At 41.0% G+C, this 18,810-nt stretch carries 10 protein-coding genes; 1 reads left to right on the forward strand and 9 read right to left on the reverse strand.

Features of this window, described 5'->3' with window-relative positions:
- Window positions 1-97 precede the first annotated feature (97 nt).
- The 3 genes from fusA to rpsL form a co-directional block, all read right to left on the reverse strand.
- A complete protein-coding gene (fusA, locus tag FD16_RS01475) occupies window positions 98-2,197 on the reverse strand; it encodes an elongation factor G (RefSeq protein WP_010621623.1) in 2,100 nt (699 codons plus the stop codon).
- 132 nt (window positions 2,198-2,329) lie between these two features.
- Window positions 2,330-2,800, reverse strand: coding sequence for a 30S ribosomal protein S7 (rpsG, locus tag FD16_RS01480; RefSeq protein ID WP_010621622.1), 471 nt, complete (start codon window positions 2,798-2,800; stop codon window positions 2,330-2,332).
- A 20-nt stretch (window positions 2,801-2,820) separates the two neighbouring features.
- On the reverse strand, window positions 2,821-3,234 hold the full coding sequence (rpsL, locus tag FD16_RS01485) for a 30S ribosomal protein S12 (RefSeq protein WP_010621621.1): 414 nt from the start codon (window positions 3,232-3,234) through the stop codon (window positions 2,821-2,823).
- Window positions 3,235-3,495: 261 nt separating this feature from the next.
- Here rpsL and FD16_RS13320 point away from each other — a divergent pair, with 261 nt between their 5' ends.
- Window positions 3,496-4,182: a prepilin peptidase gene (locus FD16_RS13320; protein WP_010621620.1), complete on the forward strand. Its 687-nt coding sequence runs from the start codon at window positions 3,496-3,498 to the stop codon at window positions 4,180-4,182.
- A gap of 45 nt (window positions 4,183-4,227) precedes the next feature.
- Here the strand turns inward: FD16_RS13320 and rpoC are convergent, their stop codons facing one another.
- The 6 genes from rpoC to FD16_RS01515 all read right to left on the reverse strand — a co-directional run bounded on the left by rpoC (window position 4,228) and on the right by FD16_RS01515 (window position 18,774).
- Window positions 4,228-7,872 carry a DNA-directed RNA polymerase subunit beta' gene (gene rpoC, locus FD16_RS01490; protein WP_010621619.1) on the reverse strand — a complete coding sequence of 1,215 codons (3,645 nt, stop codon included), beginning with the start codon at window positions 7,870-7,872 and terminating at the stop codon, window positions 4,228-4,230.
- A 42-nt stretch (window positions 7,873-7,914) separates the two neighbouring features.
- Window positions 7,915-11,511 (reverse strand): DNA-directed RNA polymerase subunit beta, encoded by a 3,597-nt coding sequence (gene rpoB, locus FD16_RS01495; protein WP_033385639.1) that lies wholly within the window; start codon window positions 11,509-11,511, stop codon window positions 7,915-7,917.
- A gap of 239 nt (window positions 11,512-11,750) precedes the next feature.
- A complete protein-coding gene (locus FD16_RS01500) occupies window positions 11,751-12,344 on the reverse strand; it encodes a TetR/AcrR family transcriptional regulator (protein ID WP_010621617.1) in 594 nt (197 codons plus the stop codon).
- A gap of 499 nt (window positions 12,345-12,843) precedes the next feature.
- Entirely contained in the window at window positions 12,844-15,321 is a 2,478-nt protein-coding gene (locus tag FD16_RS01505; protein ID WP_010621616.1) for an ATP-dependent Clp protease ATP-binding subunit, read from the reverse strand.
- Window positions 15,322-15,339: 18 nt separating this feature from the next.
- Window positions 15,340-15,807 (reverse strand): CtsR family transcriptional regulator, encoded by a 468-nt coding sequence (locus tag FD16_RS01510; RefSeq protein ID WP_010621615.1) that lies wholly within the window; start codon window positions 15,805-15,807, stop codon window positions 15,340-15,342.
- A gap of 138 nt (window positions 15,808-15,945) precedes the next feature.
- Complete coding sequence (locus FD16_RS01515; RefSeq protein ID WP_010621614.1) at window positions 15,946-18,774, reverse strand: YhgE/Pip domain-containing protein; 2,829 nt, start codon at window positions 18,772-18,774, stop codon at window positions 15,946-15,948.
- Window positions 18,775-18,810 lie beyond the last annotated feature (36 nt).

The following is an 18,810-nucleotide window of genomic DNA, read 5'->3' on the forward strand; positions in this document are numbered from 1 at the left end:
TCGCAATTTTTTATTATTCAATTCTTTTCTACTATTAAAAAAACTCGATTCCGCAAATTACAAATTTGCAAAATCGAGTTTAAATTTGGTGAATCAATTATTCTTTAATATTTGAGCCGCCATTTTTCTTAATGATATCTTCTTGAATAGACTTTGGAACTTTTTCATAATGATCAAATGTCATTGTGAATGTACCACGTCCTTGTGATGCTGAACGAAGTGTTGTAGCATATCCAAACATTTCTGAAAGTGGAACAAATGAGTGAACCATTTGTGCATTACCACGATCTTCCATACCATCGATACGGCCACGACGTGCAGTAACTTGTCCCATGATATCTCCCATGTATTCTTCTGGGATAACAATATCAACCTTCATAATTGGTTCAAGGATTACAGGACCAGCAGTCTTTGCAGCATTACGAAGGGCTAATGATGCAGCAACCTTAAATGCGGCTTCACTAGAATCGACTTCATGATAACTACCATCATAAAGCTTGGCCTTGATATCAACTAATGGGTATCCGGCAAGAACACCATTTTCAAGTGATTCTTTCAACCCTTGTTCAACTGAAGGAATGTATTCACGAGGAACAACACCACCAACAATGGCATCTTCGAATTCAAATCCTTTACCTTCTTCATTAGGTTCGAATTCAATCCAAACATCACCATATTGACCTTTACCACCAGATTGACGAACAAACTTACCTTGAGCTTGTGTCTTCTTAGTGAATGCTTCACGGTATGAAACTTGTGGGTTACCAACAGTTGCTTCAACGTTAAACTCACGCTTCATACGATCAATGATGATATCCAAGTGAAGTTCACCCATTCCGGCGATCAATGTTTCACCAGTTTCGGGATTAGTTTCAGCTTTAAATGTTGGATCTTCTTCAGCAAGCTTTTGAAGAGCAACATCCATCTTATCCTGGTCAGCCTTTGACTTAGGTTCAACGGCAACCTGGATAACTGGGTCAGGGAATTCCATCGATTCTAGTTGAAGTGGACGGTCTGGATCAGTTAATGAATCACCAGTAGTGGTGTTCTTTAATCCGATAGCAGCCGCAATATCACCTGAGAATACTTCTGGAATTTCTTGACGGTGATTTGAATGCATTTGGAGCAAACGACCAACACGCTCACGTTTGCCCTTAGTTGTGTTCATAACGTATGAACCTGATTCCAAAGTACCAGTATACACACGAATGAATGTTAAACGACCAACGAATGGATCTGTGGCGATCTTAAATGCCAAAGCAGCGAATGGTTCGTTGTCATCAGCCTTAAGTTCGATTTCGTCGCCAGTATCAGGATCAGTTGCATTGTATGGCTTAACATCAAGTGGTGATGGTAAGTAATCAATAACTGCATCCAACATCATTTGAACACCCTTGTTTTTGAAAGCAGAACCAGCAAGAACTGGGAATAATTCGAGATTCAAAGTACCACGACGAATGGCAGCCTTAATTTCAGCTTCTGAAATTTCTTCACCATCCAAGTACTTTTCCATGATTGCATCATCAAGATCAGCAAGTTGCTCAATCATAGAATCACGACGCTTTTGTGCTTCAGCCTTGTATTCTTCTGGAACATCAACTGTATCCCACTTTGAACCAAGTTCGTCTTCGTCATAGATATCGGCCTTCATTTCAACAAGGTCAATAACACCTTCGAAATCGTCTTCGGCACCAATTGGCATTTGAATTGGTAATGCGTTTGCTTGGAGACGATCCTTAATAGTAGATACTGAAAAATCAAAGTCAGCACCCATCTTATCCATCTTGTTAGCAAAGACGATCCGTGGGACATTGTAATCTGATGCTTGACGCCAAACAGTTTCAGTTTGTGGTTCAACACCAGCTTGAGCATCAAGCACAGTAACGGCACCATCTAACACACGAAGTGAACGTTCAACTTCGACAGTGAAGTCAACGTGTCCTGGGGTATCAATAATGTTGATACGGTGATCCTTCCATGCAGCGGTTGTAGCGGCAGAAGTGATCGTGATACCACGTTCTTGTTCTTGTTCCATCCAGTCCATTTGTGAAGCACCATCATGAGTTTCACCAATTTTGTGAATTTTACCAGTGTAATACAAGATACGCTCAGTTGTAGTCGTCTTACCGGCATCGATATGGGCCATAATCCCGATGTTGCGAGTCTTTTCAAGTGGGTATTCTCGTTTATTAGCCATCTTAAAAGTGTTTCTCCTTCCAGGTAAATAAAAATATCATAATTCCGAAAAAGTGGCTCCTATATGCAATTTAAATGTCATATAACAGCCACCAGCCTGTGTTCAACAGGCAAATCAATTAAAAGGTTTAGATTACCAACGGTAGTGAGCAAAAGCACGGTTGGCTTCAGCCATTCTGTGGGTATCTTCACGCTTCTTAACAGATGCACCAGTATTGTTAGCGGCATCCATGATTTCACGAGCAAGACGTTCAGTCATAGTATGTTCACCGCGTGAACGTGCATATTGAACGAGCCAACGAAGGCCAAGAGTCGTACGACGATCTGGACGAACTTCGATGGGAACTTGATAGTTAGAACCACCAACACGGCGAGCCTTAACTTCAAGAACTGGCATAACATTTTCCATTGCTTGTTCGAAAACTTCAACAGGATCATTGCCAGTTTCTTCTTTGATCAAATCAAATGAAGCATATAAAATTTTTGAAGCAGTTCCACGGCGACCATCAATCATCAAACGGTTGATCAAGCTGGTAACTAACTTTGAATTGTACATTGGATCCGGTAAAACTTCTGGATTTTTAGCATGTCCTCTACGTGGCATTTAGTTTACTCCTCTCTTTACTATTCCTTTGGCTTCTTTGTACCGTACTTAGAACGGCTTTGACGACGATCCTCGACACCTGCGGTATCAAGAACACCACGAATAATGTGGTAACGAACCCCAGGTAAATCCTTAACACGTCCACCACGGATCAAAACAACACTATGTTCTTGTAGGTTGTGTCCAATACCTGGAATGTAAGCAGTAACTTCGATTAAGTTTGATAAACGTACACGAGCATACTTACGTAATGCTGAGTTAGGCTTCTTTGGTGTCATTGTTCCGACACGAGTTGCAACACCCCGCTTTTGTGGTGCTGGGTTACTTGTTGAAGCTTTCTTATAACTGTTGTAACCAAAACTCAAAGCTGGTGACTTTGATTTAGAGCTCTTTGATTTGCGCCCTTTACGTACCAATTGGTTAATTGTTGGCATGAATTTGTTTCCCCTTCCTGTTTTTAAGTCCACACATCCAGGTGGTTCTTTTTATTTCATAAAAAAAATCACACAAGGATCGTGTTTACATTGTGCTACCGTCGACGACAGCGAAAATCTGCCGTGCGACAGAATAACTGCGTTGTGAAAAAAGCACCTTTAATAGAATATCACGCACCGTGTTAAGTGTCAACGATTCCTCCAAGATAAAATCCGACTTTTTGCTATTATGTCGTACTTAAATTATAGGAGGTAATTATTATGAGCTTACTATATTTTTGTATTGGCACAATTCTAGCTTCGTTCACAACATTATGTGCATGGCGCATCCCTCAAGGTATCTCGATTATTATACCACGATCATCGTGCGATTCATGCCACCATCTGCTTAAACACTGGCAACTTATTCCTATTATTGGTTTCGTCATCCAAAAAGGAAAATGCCATTTTTGCAAACAAAGAATTAGTTGTGTGTCCTTTATAAACGAACTATGCATTGGAACCTTTTGCCACATATGCAGTCAGTTACCAATGCAGTTATTTGTCGGCTACCTACTGGTATTCTTAACATTGATTTTTATTTCAACAATGGATTTAGAATTTGGCTATATTTACCCAATCTGTTTGCTTGGTCTGACGCCTTGCTTTTTCTTACTACCACTACCAAATTATCAAAGTTACACTTTTTGGATTGCAACAATTTTTATCCTATTACTGCTTTTATTCTTATCTCTTTATTGTAAAAGTCTTGGGTTTGCAGATGTAGAACTGATCATGATTTGCCAATTTGTTTGGGGATTTTATTTAACAAATATGATCATATTATCCAGTAGCCTCATCGCGACCGTGTGGATGTTATTCTTCAAACACCACGATAGAATTCCTTTTCTACCCTTTTTGTGTTCGGCTACTATGTTAGTTATTTTATGGCAAATGAATATGTACTAAAAAAGCCGAACTGCATTTCTGCAATTCGGCTTTTTTAACAGGGTATTATTCCTGCTCTTGTTCTTTCATTTGTTGTTCAAGATCACTAATTGAGTAGACGCCGTTTGTTGAAGCGGCACTAACTTCCTTAGGCTTGATATTGCGATATTGTCCCATCCCAGTACCGGCAGGAATAATCTTACCAATGATAACATTTTCCTTTAAACCAACAAGAGGATCGTTCTTACCGCGAATAGCAGCATCCGTCAACACACGAGTAGTTTCTTGGAATGACGCAGCTGATAAGAAACTATTCGTTTCAAGAGCAGCTTTTGTAATTCCCAAGATAACAGGACGTGCAGTGGCGGGGACACCACCAGCAACCAATGTTTTATAGTTGTCATCACGGAAATCATTAATGTCAAGTAATGCACCAGGCAAGACATCAGTATCACCTGGATCCATAACACGGACCTTACGTAACATCTGACGAATCATGATTTCAATATGCTTATCCAAAATTTCAATACCTTGCATACGATAAACCTTTTGAACTTCAGTTAATAGGTATGTTTCGGTTGAAAGGACATCGCGTACCTGAAGCAATTCCTTAGGATCAATTGAACCTTCGTTAAGAGCAGCACCACGGTGAACAAATTCACCTTCGGCAGTCTTCAAACGAGCAGTAAGTGGCAAAGTGTAGGTACGAGTATCGGTTTCACCCTTAATCGTAACATCCTTTGTACGTTCTGCAGGATTTTCTTCGATTGACTCAACTGTACCAGTAACTTCAGAAACCACAGCCTTGGCTTTAGGGTTACGAGCTTCAACGATTTCTTGAATACGTGGAAGACCTTGTGTGATATCTTCATTACCAGCAACACCACCAGTATGGAAGTTACGCATTGTAAGTTGTGTACCTGGTTCACCGATTGATTGTGCGGCAACGGTACCAACAGCTTCACCGGCTTCAACTCGATCACCAGTTGCAGCATTGCGACCGTAACAACGTTCACAAACACCATGCTTAGTGTTGCAAGTAAATGCAGAGCGGATAGTTACCTTAGTCACACCGGCATCAACAATTTTATCTGCAATGTCTTCATCGATCATCTCATCACGACCAACAATCTTTTCACCAGTTTCTGGATTGTAAACTGACTTAAGCGTGTAACGTCCGAGAATCCGATCATACAAAGGTTCAATCATTTCATTGCCATCAGTAATTGCAGTGATTTCAAGCCCGCGGTCAGTACCACAGTCCTTTTCACGAACAATAACATCTTGGGCAACATCAACCAAACGACGAGTTAAGTAACCAGAGTTGGCAGTCTTCAAAGCGGTATCAGTCATACCTTTACGAGCACCATGAGTGGAAATAAACATTTCCAAAACGTTTAGTCCTTCACGGAAGTTCGATAAGATAGGCAGCTCCATAATCTTACCATTAGGTGCAGCCATCAAGCCACGCATACCAGCTAATTGAGTAAAGTTTGAAATGTTACCACGAGCACCAGAATCGGACATCATGTTGATTGGGTTATGGATATCCATACCATCAAGCAACTTCTGTTGTACCTCATCCTTAGCGTCATTCCAAACACCAATAACACGTTCATAACGTTCGTCATCGGTAATTAAACCACGACGGAATTGCTTAGTGATTGTAGCAACTTCTTTATGAGCCTGTTCGATAATTTCAGGTTTTTCCTTCAAATCAGTAATATCAGTAATACCAACTGTCAGTCCTGAAATAGTTGATTCATAGTAGCCCAAATCCTTCATACGGTCCAAAAGTAATGATGTAGCAGTTACTTTGTAACGCTTATAGACTTCGGCAATAATGTCTGATAAGAAGCCCTTCTTAAATGGTGGAATCAAAGGCATATCACTTAAATGTGCCTTCAGATCTTCGCCAGCATCCAAGATGTACTTATCATTAACACCATTCGTTAGATTGTCTTTAGTTGGTTCATTTAAATATGTTAAATCTTCTGGCAAAATGTCGTTGAAGATTAGCTTACCAACTGTGGTGATCAAGACCTTACCCTGTTGAGCAGCTGTGAATGGCTTCTTAGGCATTGATGAGGTTAACACACCAATTCTGGTATGCAAGTGCACGTAATTGTTTTGATAAGCAGTTCGTGCTTCATCGATATCTTTAAATATCATGCCTTCGCCTTCACGACCACTCTCTTCAATGGTTAGGTAGTAGTTACCAATAACCATATCTTGAGAAGGTGTAACCACTGGTTGGCCATCACGTGGTGACAGAATGTGTCCAGCAGCAAGCATTAAAATTCGAGCTTCTGCTTGTGCTTCATCAGATAACGGAACGTGGATAGCCATTTGGTCACCATCGAAATCTGCGTTATAAGCTTCACACACAAGCGGATGTACACGCATTGCCTTGCCAGATACGAGCACTGGTTCAAAGGCTTGAATTCCCAAACGGTGAAGAGTAGGTGCACGGTTCAAGAGAACCGGGTGCTCCTTAATAACATCTTCAAGAACGTCATAAACGTCATCATCTTGACGGTCAATCTTGCGCTTAGCATTCTTAATATTCGAAGCTAATTCACGCTTAACTAATTCTTTCATGATGAATGGCTTGAATAATTCCATTGCCATTGGCACTGGTAAGCCCATTTGGTTCATTCGCAGTGATGGACCAACATCGATAACTGAACGACCAGAGTAGTCAACACGCTTACCAAGTAAGTTTTGCCGGAATCGTCCTTGCTTACCTTTGAGTAAGTGAGACAGTGACTTAAGTGGACGGTTACCAGGACCAGCAACCGGACGGCCACGACGACCGTTATCAATCAGCGCATCAACGGCTTCTTGCAACATCCGTTTTTCGTTTTGAACAATAATGCCAGGTGCATTTAAATCAAGCAATCGCTTAAGACGATTGTTACGGTTAATAACCCGACGATACAAATCGTTCAAATCTGAGGTTGCAAAACGGCCACCTTCAAGTTGAACCATTGGGCGTAAGTCAGGTGGCATAACTGGAACAACATCCATAACCATCCATTCAGGATTATTACCTGACTTGATGAATGCTTCCAAAATGTCCAAGCGACGAACAGCACGTGTCCGTTTCTGACCAGAAGCTTCCTTCAATTCTTCCTTAAGTTCAGCAGCTTCTTTATCCAAATCAACTTCGGACAAAAGCTTTTTAATCGCTTCAGCACCCATTTCAGCTGTGAAACGATTGCCTAATTCAAGCTTCTTATCACGATATTCGCGTTCTGATAATAACTGTTTCTTTTCAAGAGCAGTATCACCTGCATCTAAAACAACGTATGACGCAAAGTAAATTATTTCTTCAAGTGCGCGAGGGCTCATATCTAAGACCAAGCCCATACGACTTGGGATACCCTTAAAGTACCAGATATGAGTAACAGGAGCTGCTAATTCAATATGGCCCATCCGTTCACGACGAACCTTTGAACGAGTAACTTCAACACCACAGCGGTCACACACAACACCCTTGTAACGAATCCGCTTGTACTTACCACAAGCACATTCCCAATCTTTAGTTGGGCCGAAGATTCGTTCATCAAACAAGCCATCGCGTTCTGGCTTAAGAGTACGGTAGTTGATTGTTTCAGGCTTTTTTACTTCACCATACGACCAACTACGAATCTTATCTGGAGATGCCAGACCGATTTGCATGCTTTCAAAATTATTGACATCAATCAAAGGATGATCCTCCTTAACTTAGTGTTCTCATCTAATAACGAATTAATCTTTTTGTGGTTCTTCTGTTGGCGTATCTTGTTGCTTTTGCTCAGCTTCCTGCTTTGCTTGTTGTTCTTGGGCATATTTGCTCAATGCATCAACATTCACAACTTCGTCACCGTCATCATCCATATCACGAAGTTCAATTTCTTGTTTCTGACCATCTAGAACCTTCATATCAAGGCCGAGAGCTTGTAGTTCTTTAACAAGCACACGGAATGATTCAGGAACACCTGGCTTTGGAATTGGCTCACCCTTCACAATTGCTTCGTAAGTCTTAACACGACCAACAACATCATCAGACTTGTAAGTCAAGATTTCTTGCAATGTATAAGCAGCACCATAAGCTTCCAAGGCCCAAACTTCCATTTCACCGAAACGTTGGCCACCAAATTGAGCTTTACCACCAAGTGGCTGTTGGGTAACTAATGAGTAAGGTCCAATTGAACGAGCATGGATCTTATCGTCAACCATGTGGGCGAGCTTCATGTAATGCATAACACCAACGGCAATTCGGTTATCAAATGCTTCACCGGTACGGCCATCATAAAGAACAGTCTTACCATCAGAAGGAAGTCCTGCTTCACGAACAGCGGACCAAACATCATCATCGGTTGCACCATCGAAAACTGGAGTAGCAACATGAATACCTAATTCACGAGCAGCCATCCCCAAATGCAATTCAATAACTTGTCCGATGTTCATACGTGAAGGAACACCCATTGGGCTCAACATAATGTCGATTGGAGTACCATCTGGCATATATGGCATGTCTTCTTGTGGAATAACAACAGACACAGTACCTTTGTTACCATGACGTCCGGCCATCTTATCACCAACCTGAAGCTTACGCTTTTGGGCGATGAAGACACGAACCATCATGTTAACACCGGGAGATAATTCGTCACCGTTCTCACGAGTGAAGATTTGAACGTCTTGAACAATACCGCCACCACCATGAGGTACACGAAGAGCAGTATCACGAACTTCACGAGATTTTTCACCAAAAATAGCGTGCAGCAAACGTTCTTCAGCTGATAATTCAGTAACACCCTTAGGAGTAACCTTACCAACTAAAATGTCTCCATCATGAACTTCGGCACCGACACGGATGATTCCGTCTTCGTCAAGATCCTTTAAGGCATCTTCACCGACGTTAGGAATTTCGCGAGTCATTTCTTCTGGTCCAAGTTTAGTGTCACGAGCTTCAGATTCATAAGATTCGATATGAATTGAAGTGTAAACATCATCACGAACCAGTCGTTCGTTAATGGCGATCGCATCTTCGAAGTTATATCCTTGCCATGTCATGAAGGCAACAAGTGGGTTTTGACCTAAAGCTAATTCACCATTTTCCATTGATGGACCATCGGCTAAGATTTCACTCTTATCAACGTGATCGCCCAACTTAACGATTGGTGTTTGGTTGTAGTTTTTACCACCGTTTGAACGACGGAACTTCATCAACTTGTAAGTATCAATAGTACCGTTATCCTGACGAACACGAATTTCGCGAGCATCAACATAATCAACTGTACCTTCGTTCTTACAAATCATTGCAACACCAGAATCATGGGCTGCTTTATATTCAATACCAGTACCAACTAATGGTGAATGTGGTCTAAGCAAAGGTACAGCTTGACGTTGCATGTTGGCACCCATCAAAGCACGGTTAGAATCATCGTTTTCCAAGAAAGGAATACATGCAGTGGCTACAGCAACTACTTGCTTAGGAGAAACATCCATGTAGTCAACATTGTTGATGTTTGTTTCAATATTATCTGATTGTGCACGCGCCATAACTGTATCATCAACGAATGAACCATCATCCTCTAATGGTGAGTTAGCTTGTGCAATAACATAATTATCTTCTTCATCAGCAGTTAAATAGTCAATCTTATCGGTAACTTTATGAGTTTCCCACGAAACACGACGATATGGTGTCTCGATGAAGCCATACTTGTTAACCCGGGCATAGCTTGACAAACTGTTGATCAATCCAATGTTAGGTCCTTCAGGAGTTTCAATTGGGCACATCCGACCGTAATGAGTATAGTGCACATCACGGACTTCATAACCGGCACGATCACGAGTCAAACCACCAGGTCCAAGGGCAGATAAACGACGCTTATGTGTTAATTCACCCAGTGGATTTGTTTGATCCATGAATTGTGACAGTTGAGATGATCCAAAGAATTCCTTAATTGAAGCAACTACTGGACGAATATTAATCAATTGTTGAGGCGTAACGGTAGCTGAATCTTGAATTGACATCCGTTCACGAACCACACGTTCCATCCGTGATAAGCCAATACGAAATTGGTTTTGGAGTAATTCACCAACTGAGCGAATACGACGGTTACCCAAGTGATCAATATCATCGGTGTTACCAATGCCTTCTTCAAGGTTGAAGAAGTAATTCATTGAAGCCAAAATATCGGCTGGCTGAATGTGCTTCAATTTCAAATCAATGTGACCATTACCAATCATTGGTACTTCGCGTTCAGGGTCAACCTTTGAGTAAACCATGACTTTTTGAAGTTGAACTGGAGCAGTCACAACGGCCTCATCTGAAGGTGTGTACGTGATCATCTTAAAATCATCACGATCCAAGTAGCCTTCCAAATCACGCATAACTTCTTTGGTAATTAAAGTACCCTTAGCGGCAATAACTTCACCAGTTTCAGGATCAGCTAGTGTCTCAGCTAACGTTTGATTCAAAAGACGTGTCTTCAAATTAAGCTTCTTGTTAGCCTTGTAACGACCAACGGGAGCCATATCATAACGCTTTGGATCAAAGAAACGAGCGGTCAGCAAACTACGTGACGAATCAGCAGTTTTGGGCTCTCCTGGACGGAGACGTTCGTAAATATCTTTCAATGATTCTTCAACACGTGAGTCTTCATTGTTCTTATGAACATCCTTATCGAGTGTCAACGCTAGTGATTCACTACCACCAAACATGTCGATAATTTCATCGTCTGATCCAAATCCTAAAGCACGAACCAATTCTGTAAGTGGAATCTTACGAGTCCGGTCAATTCTGACATACGCAATATTCTTGGCATCAGTTTCATATTCAAGCCATGCACCACGGTTTGGAATGAAGGTTGCACCGTAACTAGGGCGACCATTCTTATCGAGTTCTTCGTTAAAATAAATGCCAGGGGAACGAACTAATTGTGAAACGATAACCCGTTCTGCACCATTAATAATAAACGTACCTTGTTCCGTCATCAGCGGGAAGTCGCCAAAGAAAACATCTTGCGACTTAATTTCGCCAGTTTCGTGATTGGTAAGACGAAGGGTAACGTGTAGTGGAGCAGAATAGTTGGCATCGTGTTCACGCGCCTCATCTACTGTATACTTCGGTTCTAATAACTGATAGTCAACGAATTCCAATGACAACTTTCCTTGGAAATCATCAATTGGCATAATGTCATCAAACATTTCCCGCAGACCTTCATCCAAGAACCACTGATAAGAGTTGGTTTGGATTTCAATCAAGTTAGGTAAATCAAGAACTTCCTTGATTCGAGAATAACTACGACGGGTACGGTGTTTACCGTATTCTACTAAATGTCCGGCCAAGCTGTTCACCTCTCTAATTTATTCCGCAAGTTCATCTCTCATTCAAATATTACAATTTGATTACAAATCATAATATTACCTGAATTTGAGCAAAAAAAATCCAAAAATAGCCATTGCTATCTTTGGTTTTTATGAAGAACCACATGGACAATAGATCACATGATTCAAATGAACTCGCAACTACATACAGACATTATTATATCCATTCATATTGCACAAGTCAACACTCGTGCTTGTAAGTTCTTTATTTATTTTTCACCGGCAATTCCGTACAACACAAACTTCAGAATCAATTTAACTCTTTCATCATTTGAAAGTTGGTGTCCACCTAGTCGATTAAAGCTCCCAAACAATGTATTAATATCCGACAAATATAGCTCAGCCGCCTCATCCGGTAAAATTTCAGCCCTCAAATTAACTTCTGGTAGTTTGAAATAGTCAGCTAATGGTGCAATGTAATTCATCTTGAATAACATCTCTAGCTTTCTTTTACCACTGGCTGATAATTCCTTATAGCTTTCATAGATCAATGTGGTGATACTGTTATGGTGGATTTTAGTTAGTATCTTCGTAATTTGAAACAGACGCTCATCGGCACTTAAATTCTGTTTACGCATTACCTTATTAACATTATTGCGAACTTCTTTACCAATTTCAGCGATCACTTCAAGAAAAATAACTTCCTTATCGTTAAAATGATGGTAAAGAGCCGGCTGCGTAATGCCAATTTCTCCGGCAATATCCCTCGTAGACGTATTTTGGTACCCATTTTTCAAAAACAATTTTCTGGCGGTAACTAAGATCGCCGTTCTTGTTTGTTCTAACTGTTCGGCGCGTTTCATTAAAATTCCCCTCAATCTAGATACTTACTTATTATCTAATTTTAATCTTTAAGTTCAATTATCGACTGAAACTTATAATTTTACAACCAAAAATTGATAATTTTTAATATTTTTTCAGCGTTGTTATTGACAGAGCGAAATATGGTGATCAAAACTTCTTGAATTATCAGGGTGTATACGGGTGATAGTGGTTAAATAAACTAGCTGACTACACTTGAAATACTGATTTGTTTAAGACTTTTTTCTTTTTTAGGCAAAATCGTAATTATAAAGACTGAATCTTATTAGATGACAAAATAAGTTGACGTGTTGCAATCGTTGCTTGTTTTAAGTTCTTTTGCCCTTCGGGCTTTTTTCTCTCCCATTTTTTCTAGCAGAAACGTGAAGCAAAAGACTGAACCACATCATATAACAGATAAGGCCATGCATCGCCCAAAGTACGGGCGATACATGGCCTTATCTGTTATATGAAACGGTTCAATCCGTCTTTTGCTTCACTCTATTTCGTAGAAATCAACTTAGAATTCTGTTGATCATCGGTTACACTTACCTTGATCTTACCGTGGTTGGCTCCGATTGATACTGTGTCACCAATCTTGATTTGACCGGCTAGCATTGCCTCACTTAGCTTATCTTCAACTTCAGTCTGTAGTGCGCGTCTGATTGGGCGTGCACCATATTCTGGATCGAATCCTGCCTTTGCCACTACGTCAATCGCCGCTGGTGAGAACCTTACCGTAATTGCCTGTTCTGCAACTCGTTTTACCAGTTCCTTAGACATCAACTTAACAATTTGATGTAGTTCTTCTTTCTTAAGTGAATGGAAGATGATTGTTTCATCAATTCGGTTCAGGAATTCTGGACGGAAATGCAATTTAAGCTGTTCAGTAATTGCTCCGGACATTGCCTTGTAATCTTGTTGAACATCCTTTGCACCAAAACCAACTTCCTTGTCATCACGCAGTGCCGTTGCACCTAAGTTAGAAGTCATAATCAAAATAGTGTTTCTAAAGTCCACCTTACGTCCCTTGGCGTCCGTTAAGAATCCATCATCGAGAACTTGCAATAACAAGTTGAAGACGTCCGGATGGGCTTTTTCAGCTTCATCAAGAAGAACGACTGAGTATGGGTGTTGACGAACCTTTTCGGTCAACTGTCCACCTTCATCATAGCCGACATATCCTGGAGCGGCACCAATTAGACGACTGGTACTATACTTCTCCATATATTCAGACATATCGACACGAATCATGTTATCTTCAGAACCAAACATTGCTTCAGCCAATGCTTTTGCAAGTTCGGTCTTACCAACACCGGTAGGTCCAAGAAACATAAATGAACCAATCGGACGATTAGGATCTTTAAGTCCGCTACGGGCCCGTCGAATCGCACGGGCGACCGCAGAAACAGCTTCTTCTTGCCCAATTACTCGTTCGTGCAAGATTTTTTCCAGGTTCACAAGACGTTCACTTTCAGTTTTCCGAAGTTGAGTCAATGGAATTCCCGTCCACTCAGCAACAACCTGGGCTACATCTTCTTCGCCAACTTGAAGATCATATTGCTTGTCATCAGACTGTTTTTCTGCCTGCTTATCAAGTTTTTCCTTAAGCTTTAATTCCTGTTGTCTAATCTCAGCAGCTAAATCAAAGTTTTGATCCTCAATCGCCTTTTCTTTATCTTTACGAAGTTTTTCAAGCTTAGCAGCCTGCTTAGACTGCTTGCTTGGATTCTCTTCAGCATCGATTCGAACTTTAGCGGCTGCTTCATCCATCAGGTCAATTGCCTTATCAGGCAAGAAACGGTCACTGATGTAACGTGCTGATAGCTTAACCGCTTGAATCACAGCATCGTCCGTAATTTCTGCGTGGTGATGGTCCTCGTAGCGACTACGCAGTCCCTTCAAAATAGCAACTGCTTCATCTTCTGTTGGTTCATCAACCTGTACAGTCGCAAAACGACGTTCCAAAGCAGCATCAGACTCAATGTATTTTTGATACTCATCCAATGTTGTGGCTCCAATCGTCTGCAACTCACCACGAGCCAACGCTGGCTTCAAGATGTTAGATGCGTCGATAGCACCTTCAGCACCACCTGCACCAATCAGAGTATGCAATTCATCAATAAATAAGATGACATGTCCATCATGATAAATTTCATCAATTACTTTTTTCAAACGATCTTCAAATTCGCCACGGTACTTTGTACCAGCAACTAGTGAGCCCATATCAAGCATCATAATTCGTTTTTGCGCCAAATCTTCAGGTACATTACCTGCAACAATTCTTTGTGCCAATCCTTCAGCAATTGCTGTTTTACCGACACCTGGCTCACCAATCAAAACAGGATTGTTTTTGGTTCGACGGCTTAAGATTTGAATCACGCGGCGAACTTCTTGTTCACGTCCAACAACGGGATCCATTTTGTCTTCACGAGCACTCTGAGTTAAGTCACGAGCCAATGAGTCCAGAGTTGGTGTGCCTTGTGGCTGTGAAGATTTTGCTCGGTTACCAGCTTGATGACGCTTAGGAGTATCTGACACTCCCAAACGACGTAGTACATTCTTACGGGTTTGATTAAGATCTACATTTAAGTTTAACAAGATACGTGATGACAAAATGCTATCATCAGCCAACAAAGCAAGTAGCAAATGTTCGGTACCAATTTTAACTGCACCTAATCGCTTTGCTTCATCCCCCGCTGCAGCCAAAATTTCTTTAGCCTTTGGTGAATATGGTAAATACGTATCCTTGTCGACATTGCTTAACGTTCCATAGCCGGTGAATCGCTCGATTTCTTCGCGGACATCGTCTTCAGTGATTGAAAACTGTTGTAACACCTTATTTGCAATCCCGTTTTGTTCAATACTAAGTGCCAGTAACAAATGCTCAGTTCCTACTGCTTGGTGCTTAAAATACTTTGCTTGTTCTTGTGCCAGTACCAAAACGTTCTTAGCACTAGGTGTAAATAGGTTATCCATCGCAATTCCCCTCTTTCTCTAACTCTCGTAACGCAGTCGATTTAACAACGAAATCAAAATGTTGGCTCGCAGAGCATCCTCCAGTTGCCGATCACTGATCGAATACGTTGACTTGTCAATCGCCACAACCATTAAATCTGCTTCGCGACGACTAACCACGTTCTCATCATACAACGTTTGAATGATAGATACAGCGTCTCGCTCACTAATTGAGGTCCCAATTACCTTAATTAATGAATTCAATACATCAATGTCATCTAGTAAATTGACCTTCTCAATTCGAATATAACCACCGCCGCCACGTTTACTTTCAACTAAGTAGCCATTTTGAATCGTAAAGCGAGTCTTAATGACGTAGTTAATTTGTGACGGAACCACATCAAACAAATTTGCAATCTCTGAACGTCTAATCTCAATGTGTTCTGAATCAGCCAAAATAGTCTTTAAATATCGTTCAATTACATCTGAAATATTTTGACCTTCCATATTGATTCCCCATTCTTTGACTAATGTTGACTAATATTATACAAAGTCTTGAGTTAAATGCAAATATATTTAACTCAAATCGCAAAAACTGTGCCGATCAACATCAATCGATCGGCACAGTCTCAACTTTTAACTTACTTATTTTTCTTCGCCTTCAGCGGCCTGTCGATCTATTCGACGAGCAACCAGTACATCAACAAGATATGCAATGCCAGCCAATACGGCTGTAAATACAATCAAGTAGATAATTGCCAGTAAGACGTTATAGTTTGTTCCATTAATTAGTGCATCGAATCCTTGGATGGCATGCGTCATCGGCAAGATACTTGCAACGCCTTGATAGAACGATGACAACATCGCGTTTGGAAATACTTGGCCGGTGATAATAATTTGTAGTAATGCAAGCAATACTGCAAACAAGACGCCGACGCGACCAAACAAATGGTAAAGTGTCATACAGATTCCAGTAAACAGAACTGACACGATTAGTGAGAAGAACGTTAATCCAAACCAGCTTTGGACACTAACACCCAAAATTGCAATTAGGATATCAGCAAGAGCAGCCTGGGCAACAGCTGTTAAGCCGATTGCCAATAATGGTTCTTCAAACAATGTGTGACGTTTGCGACGTTCTGGAGTAAATAGACCTAATTGAGTGACCACGGCACCAATAAACAATACTAAAGCTAACATTAATGGTGCAAATGTGTTCTTCAAGTTTTCGTTGGTCGATCCAAGTTCTTTATTACTAATTGGTGTGGCAAAATGTTGAACATTACCTGATCCATCGTGAACAGTACCAATTTGATCAGCACCGTCTTGAAGCTTCGAGTTCAATGTACCAACACCCGCTGCAGCGGTATCTAAGCCATCGCCCAGAGTTTGTGATCCATTAGCTAACTGATCAGCACCAGACTTAGCTTGAACTGTCCCATCATAAATCTGTTGTGTTCCACTTGTTAATTGTGAGCTAGCACTGGTTAATTTATTGCCACCAGTCACAATAGTCTTGCTTCCTGTCACAAGTTGAGAAACACCACTAATCAATGCTGGTGCAGAAGCTGCAAGAGTGGAGTTACCAGTTGCTAATTGTGCGGCTCCACTAACCAGAGCTGACGAATTAGCATTCAACTGGTTACCGCCTGAGACAACTTGCTTGCTTCCGGCAAATAACTGTTGAACTCCACTGGCGAGAGCAGGTGCTTGACTTGCTAGTGAATTGTTTCCTGATGCAAGTTGAGAAGCACCAGACGTTAATTGTGATACGGTGCTACTATTCGTTAATTGATCTAATCCTTGTGATTGTAATTGATTCAAAGCAGGAGTTAATGCTTTTGAATTTGCTAAAATCTGATTAAGAGTGTTAACAGTATTTTGTGACATCAAAGGTTCTGTTTCACTAAACACTGTATTTGCTTCATCCTCAATTGTTTGAACTTGCTTAAGCATTGCATCAGCATCAGCCGTTGTAAGGTTTGCACCGCTTAATTCATTACTAAACTGAGTCAATGACGTTGTCGCTGTGTTAGTGACCATCTTATATGCATTTGCAGTATTCTTTGCATCAGTAGCAACCTTCGAATTAGCGGTCTTATTTGCATTTGACGCTGATTCAAGTGCTGCTTTTTCAGTTGGATCTGATACAGATGCAATTGCACTGTCTAATGCTGACTGTGTCGAGCTTGCAGCTGCTGTGTCAGTATTAACTTGATCAGGTGTCTTAGCGATCATGTTTGCTAATTTCATCTGTGATTGTAACGTATTAATCTGCGTCTTAGCAGTACTAATTTGATCAAGCAAAGGAGCAAGTTGACTCAATGTACTCAATCCACTTTGCAACTGTGACATTTCGGATTGTAGCTGAGCTGTATCTGTTCGTGCTTTACCCATTTGGTCAGTCATACCGTTTAATGTTGTCACCAATTTATCGTTGGCAGCAACCGCAGCTCTAATTTGACCAAAGCCGGTATTAACCGAACTAACACCGTCAGTATACTTCTTAACACCTGTCGATAATTGTGACGAACCTGATGCTAACTGTTTAGTACCTGATTCCAGCGCACCAGTCTTGCTATTTAGCTGACCTAAGCCATTGTAAATTTGTTGATTACCACTAGTAACCTGTGAAACTCCACCGGTGTACTGGTCAACCCCACTTGACAATGTCTGTGCTCCACTCGCAAGTTGGGCAGTACCACTAACTAATGGTTCAGCTTGCGTTTGTAATTCTTCAATACCAGCAAGTAACTGTTTGTTACCTGAAACTAAGGTATCAACACCACTGGTGTATGTCTTAACACCAGTATTTAAAGTTTTAGCACCGGCTTCAAAAGTCACCATTTTGGTAGCTAATAAGTCAAGATTCCTGGTGATTTCTTGATTACCGCTCTTGATCTGGATCATACCGTCATTTAACTGGTTTGTCCCAGATGCGGCCTGCTTAGTTCCATCACCAAGCTTTTTAATGGCACTCAATAATTGTTCACTATAAACTTTTTGAACTTTTGTCTTGACCTGTGACTGCACGGTATCCGCTACCGTGGATGTCACCATCGATGACAAGAAGTTATTTCTTTTTGATGTATGTAGCTTAATCAAACTAACCTTGGGATTCTTGGCTAAAGCCGTTGTGGCATTTTCCGAGAAATTCTTTGGTAATTCAATTTCTAAGTAAGCATCCCCATCCGCCAATTGTTTCTTAGCAGTTGATTCGCTCACAAATTCCCATTTAACCTGGTGATCCTTTTTAAGGGTGCTCACCACTTGCTTCCCGACATTAATTGTTTGACCGTTGCTTTCGGCAGCCTGGTCATTATTAACCACGGCAACCGGCACGTTTTTGGTCGCTGCTTTTTGTTCGTATTGAATAAAATTAAAAATAGCAATCAATAAAACAGCTGGTACCAACACGGCCAACACCACGTAGGCAATTCGGCGCATACGTGGCGTTCCAAAATTACTAAGCATTCCGTATCCTCCGTTCTCTTTGGTTCACTTCTCCAT

It is taken from the genome of Paucilactobacillus suebicus DSM 5007 = KCTC 3549 (genome assembly GCF_001434475.1).
In the GTDB taxonomy this organism is placed as follows: domain Bacteria; phylum Bacillota; class Bacilli; order Lactobacillales; family Lactobacillaceae; genus Paucilactobacillus; species Paucilactobacillus suebicus.